The sequence below is a fragment of the Hominimerdicola aceti genome (genome assembly GCF_025567495.1).
In the GTDB taxonomy this organism is placed as follows: Bacteria; Bacillota; Clostridia; order Oscillospirales; family Ruminococcaceae; genus Hominimerdicola; species Hominimerdicola aceti.
On sequence record NZ_JAOQJZ010000027.1, the window covers coordinates 1 to 5,153 of the forward strand.

6 protein-coding genes and 1 pseudogene are annotated in these 5,153 nt (G+C 33.6%); all 7 read left to right on the forward strand.

Translation table 11 applies throughout. From position 1 onward, the window contains the following. The coding region (locus OCV57_RS14120; RefSeq protein ID WP_267302068.1) for a tyrosine-type recombinase/integrase at nucleotides 1-858 on the forward strand (858 nt) is incomplete at its 5' end. Nucleotides 859-1,061: 203 nt separating this feature from the next. Beyond that, entirely contained in the window at nucleotides 1,062-1,778 is a 717-nt protein-coding gene (locus OCV57_RS14125; protein ID WP_038671349.1) for a LytR/AlgR family response regulator transcription factor, read from the forward strand. Nucleotides 1,779-2,183: 405 nt separating this feature from the next. Further along, nucleotides 2,184-2,993, forward strand: coding sequence for a sensor histidine kinase (locus tag OCV57_RS14130; protein WP_267302070.1), 810 nt, complete (start codon nucleotides 2,184-2,186; stop codon nucleotides 2,991-2,993). Between the two features lie 154 nt (nucleotides 2,994-3,147). Further along, nucleotides 3,148-3,291 carry a cyclic lactone autoinducer peptide gene (locus OCV57_RS14135; protein ID WP_267302072.1) on the forward strand — a complete coding sequence of 48 codons (144 nt, stop codon included), beginning with the start codon at nucleotides 3,148-3,150 and terminating at the stop codon, nucleotides 3,289-3,291. Next, nucleotides 3,291-3,878 (forward strand): accessory gene regulator ArgB-like protein, encoded by a 588-nt coding sequence (locus OCV57_RS14440; protein ID WP_394804292.1) that lies wholly within the window; start codon nucleotides 3,291-3,293, stop codon nucleotides 3,876-3,878. Before OCV57_RS14135 ends, OCV57_RS14440 begins: the two co-directional genes overlap by 1 nt. Before the next feature lie 77 nt (nucleotides 3,879-3,955). Continuing rightward, entirely contained in the window at nucleotides 3,956-4,348 is a 393-nt protein-coding gene (locus OCV57_RS14140; RefSeq protein ID WP_267302071.1) for a hypothetical protein, read from the forward strand. Between the two features lie 176 nt (nucleotides 4,349-4,524). After that, nucleotides 4,525-5,153 (forward strand): annotated as a pseudogene (locus tag OCV57_RS14145) (hypothetical protein); the annotation flags it as partial.

The window sequence follows — 5,153 nt, forward strand, 5'->3', positions numbered from 1 at the left end:
GTTTTACCTGTCCCATTCCTTGACACTCTCCTTCTTTTTTATTATATTTTCGTGGGTGGATTGTGTCAAGTTTTATTATACTACATCACTTTTATCGAATATCTTCTGAAATATGGAAAATCTGACAAAAATAGCGGACTGTCAGCCAAGACTGTTCACGATATCATAGTAGCAATGCGTTCGATTGCTAAGTATTCAGAGCAGGAGTATGGCTTGAGTAATCCAATGTGCAGTATTTCTAGGCCAAAGATCCAAAGAAATGAAATTTCGGTACTGAACGAAAGCGAGCGTAAAAACTTGCAAAACCATTTAGTTAATAATCTGAACAACACAAACATTGGTATACTGCTTACTATGTACAGCGGTATGCGTATTGGCGAGATTTGTGCTTTAAAATGGAGCGATATTGATTTGCAGAGTGGCATTATCCGTATTTCAAAAACTGTTCAACGTATTAATGAGAAAATTGGAAATTCAAAAACAAAGATCATTGTTGGTTCACCAAAAAGCAGGACATCAGAGCGGAAAATTCCAATACCAAACTTTCTTGTAAACATTCTTAACGAAAGGCGACAAAATGAAAACAATTATATTCTTTCCGGAACTCACAAGCTGATCGAACCGAGAACAATGCAGAACAGATTTAAATCCGTCCTGAAAAAGTGTGGAATACGAAACGTTAATTTTCATTTACTGCGTCACACATACGCTACTGTTTGTATTGAGAATGGCTTTGATGCTAAAACTGTCAGCGAGTTGCTAGGTCATTCTAATGTTAATATTACACTTAACCGCTATGTTCACTCATCGCTTGATACAAAAAAGAAATATGTTGAAAAACTCAATTTTGTAGCTTAAAAGTTTTTAGCCGTCAGAAACATCTGATTGGTAGTAAATAATGCATGATTTTACGTTGATTTTTTGCCTTTTTGCCTGTAGGTGCAGATTTTGCGAAAGGTTTGTCTTATCTGTATTAATGTATTATACCACGATTTTAACAAATTATGTATTGATTTTACGTAAAATATTTGGTACAATGTTAATTAAGGCAGGTGAGCGTCGTGATTAGAATTGCGGTAGTAGATGACGAAAAATATGTATGTGCCCAACTCAAAAGATCATTGCTAGAATATCAGTTCAAATACAATTTGGACTTTGACGTTGATATATTTTTAACATGCGAAGATTTATATGAAAGATTGCAGTCCTCAATGGGCTATCATTTAATTTTCTTGGATATAGAATTTCCTAATATGAATGGAGTGGATTTGGGCAAAAAAATCAGAGGCAGGATTGGGGATATAAGGACTCAGATAGTATTCATCTCGGCTAAAGATTCATACGCAATGGAGTTATTTTCTGTCCACCCTTTTGATTTCATCATTAAACCGGTAAGTAAAGAACGACTTTATCCTTGTATTTCTAATTTCATCAAATTATATTCGAACAGTAATGTATTCTTCACTTATACATTGGAAAACATTAAGCACAAAATAGCCGTCAGCGAAATAATTTATATACAAAGTGAAAGAAAAAAGCTTAAATTGATTACATCAAGTGAAGAGATAATTTGTTATCATAAATTTAGTGATGCTGTAACTAATGAAATGAAAAATGATATGGTTGTAATAAAACGTGGCTTGGCTGTTAATATCAATCACATTGTTGATGCAGATTTTGAAACTGTTGTATTATCAAACGGAACAAGGCTAAAGATCAGCGACGGATATCGTAACAGTGTAATGGACATATTATCTGACAAGATAGGAGGATCGTAAATGCAGCCAACGGTATATTTAGTCTCTAATGCGGTGCATATGTATGCTGTATACATACTTTTTACTGCGGTTTTGGGCAAGAGTAAACTTCATCAATTTGCTGAGATCTTGACTTATATTGTTTATTATCTAATAAATTGCGGTGTGTATCTTTTTATGGATAACATAATGCTGAATTTGATCAGCAATATATTGCCTATGTTCGTGATAATGTTACAATATAAAAAGCCTATACAAACTTATATATTTCTAACTATCGGCGTTTGTGCGGTTGGTATGTTTTTTGATTGGATGTTTACTTGTATAAATCCGAATTTTGTATTAATCAAATGAAATGCTCCTCAAAGCATTTCATTTTTAGGCTTTGTGTTTTTATTTCGATATTGCTTTAAAAGAGAGGAGAAAGTGATAGTCAATTCTAAATATATAGTTTTATTAATTATTATTTCAGCTGGAACAATTATGATTGGAGAACTATCTGGTCCAGATTATAATGTGAAGAGTTTTCTGATATCGGTGATTTTATTAATAATAAATTTTTTGAACTTTTATTTGTATGATAAATATATAGAAAATATGCAAATGAAAATCATGTTTAACGCTGTTGAATCTTCTAATCAAGCTTACAAAAATCAAATTCAATTAATGAACGAGTCACAAAAGAAAATACGCTTATTAAAGCATGATATGAAAAATCATTTGTTAAAGTTAAAATATGATTTAGAAAACGGCAATTACACAAAGGCAGATGAATATATCAATAATATGACCAATAATTTAATTACCGAAAAAGAATTCGTAAATACAGGTAATATAGACTTTGATTGCTTGTTGAATTATAAATTATCGATTGCCAATGAAATGAATGTTGTTTTTTCGTGCCATATTGTATTGCCTGAAGAATTACAGGTAAATTCATTTGATTTAACTGTAATATTAGGAAATTTGTTAGATAATGCTCTGAATGCATTGAAAGAAGCAACGGTGAAGCAGCTTAATATTGACATAAATTATTCAATAGGCATGATAGTAATAAAAATAGAAAATACATTTGCAAATATAAGTAACAAATATGATGATCCAGAAAAACATGGATACGGATTGATAAGTGTAAGGACATCGTTGGAAAAATACAATGGAAAACTCCAGAACAACATTGTTGATGACAAGTATGTTGTAAAAGCAGTTTTATATAATGTAGTGAAAAAATCATAAAAAATATGGCAGTGCCGATACGGGCACTGCTTTTTTTGTACCCAAAAACACCATAATTCGTACCATTGCTTTACCTTTGTATATGTTAATATGATATGATAATGGTGTGAATATCACAATAATCGTAAAAGGAAGTGAAATTATGAAGTCTTTTATGCTTAAGTTCTTTAAGAAGTATGGCGGTATGTTTGCTGCATTGGCATTGACGGTTACAACTGTAAACGTTAACAGCACATGTTTTTGGATCAATAATCAGCCAGAACTTCCTAAAAATGCAAAGAGTCTCCGCAAATTTTAATGTTTGCTAAGCTTGCAGAGTATCTCACTCAACAGCTTGAAAATGAAAACGTCATTTCGTCTGACAAAAGGGACCTGTACAGATATGGCTTTCAGTATGGGATGATACTGACGCTTAATTTTATCACGTCAATATTAATTGGTGTGGTTTTTGGCAAAGTTTTGGAAAGCATTATCCTTCTAGCAACGTACATTCCACTGAGAAGCTACGCAGGAGGTCATCATTCAAGTTCATCAGAAAAATGTTACATAGTATCATCGCTGATTATGATAATTTGGATGTGTCTGTTAAAATTCCAAATTCTTTCAACAAGCTGTTGCGTGATAATGCTTATTTCGGGGCTTATTGTGTGTATTATACTCGCTCCTGTTGAGGATAAAAACAAACCTTTGGATAATGACGAAATTCAAATTTACAGAAAAAAATCATATATTGTTTTAGTAATTGAGATATGCTTATGGATCTTACTGTCATTTATTCAGCATAGTGTTTTAAAATTAATTCCACTGATGGTATTTACAGAAGCTATAACGCTGATTATAGGGAAAATAAAGAATATAAAAATGTCTAGATCCATCAAAATGTAGATATTACAAAACTTGCTTCTTAAAGATACAAATCAGTTATATATAGTTCGACAAAACAAAATGAGGGGGATGTGCTTATGGATTACGAATATTACTATTACGAGTCAAGAAACAGATATTATGATGCTTGTTCTGAAGTAACTAATTACGAAAACAGAGCAAATGAATTAAGATCTGAAAAGCAGCAAAAAATCTCCTACATAAATCAGATTAAAACGGATCTGAGAAAACACAAAAGTGCTTCTTCGGATCTAAACAAAGCGATAAAGAAAGACTCGGTATTGCAGGGTGATCTTTCTAAGATCACTAGTAATGTTGATCTGGCTTCTGATAACTTTGGAAGTATGGCAAGTTCAAGTTCTGTGGCAAACAAAAGCTTGAACAACGTTTACAGTGCGGAATCCTCTAAAACCAAAAGTACGTTGGACAATATCTTTTCTACTCTCAGAAGCAAAAAAAACAACTGTTGATAATAAAGTTTCTGAATTGCAGGAAAGTATAAACCGTGCAGAATCGGAATTACAGGATATAGAGTCGGGAATCAAATCAGCTAACTCGGCTGTTTCCGATTGGAGAGCTCAAAAATGGAATGCGTCATACGATATGGCATATTACCGACGTAAAATGTATGAAGAGGAATAGATAAATGTCAACTATTACGCTATATGCAAGCAAGATCAATCAGATGCCGAGTCTGATAAACGACGCTAAAAAAGCTGTAAAAGAATATAAGTCTGATTTGAAATCTCTTAATTTAAAAGTACTTACGATCGACAACAGCATATGTAATGTTGACGATGTGATCAGTTCCATAAAGTCATCTACGCAAACCCAAGGAGATAAGATTGATGCTCTTGATAATCTCAAAAAAGATGTAAATGAGTTTATTGCCGACGTTGTACACATTGACGGTGACGCCGCCGATGCAATCAATAAGAGCAAAGATGATTTTTACGATAAATATGAATATCTGAAGCCCGAATGCGAAAAAAGCGGTTGGGAGAAGTTCAAAGACGGCTGCAAAAAGGTCGGCGAGTGGTGCCAGGAGCATTGGAAAGAGATTCTTGCAGTCGTAGTTGTTATTACTGGCATTGTTCTTTGTTTCGTGCCCGGATTAAATTGGCTTGGTTCAGGAATTTTGATGGGAGCTCTTAAAGGTGCATTAAGTGGCGGATTGATAGGTGGATTATCAAGTTGGGCGTCAGGAGGTTCATTCTGGGAGGGCTTTAAGGACGGCGTGGTGACCGGAGCTATTTTCGGTGGCGTATTTGGCGG

Excerpts from the sequence above, each read along its gene's own strand:
- OCV57_RS14135 (WP_267302072.1), top strand. The coding sequence starts at position 3,148 with ATGCTTAAGTTCTTTAAGAAGTATGGCGGTATGTTTGCTGCATTGGCA.
- OCV57_RS14440 (WP_394804292.1), top strand. The coding sequence starts at position 3,291 with ATGTTTGCTAAGCTTGCAGAGTATCTCACTCAACAGCTTGAAAATGAA.
- OCV57_RS14140 (WP_267302071.1), top strand. The coding sequence starts at position 3,956 with ATGGATTACGAATATTACTATTACGAGTCAAGAAACAGATATTATGAT.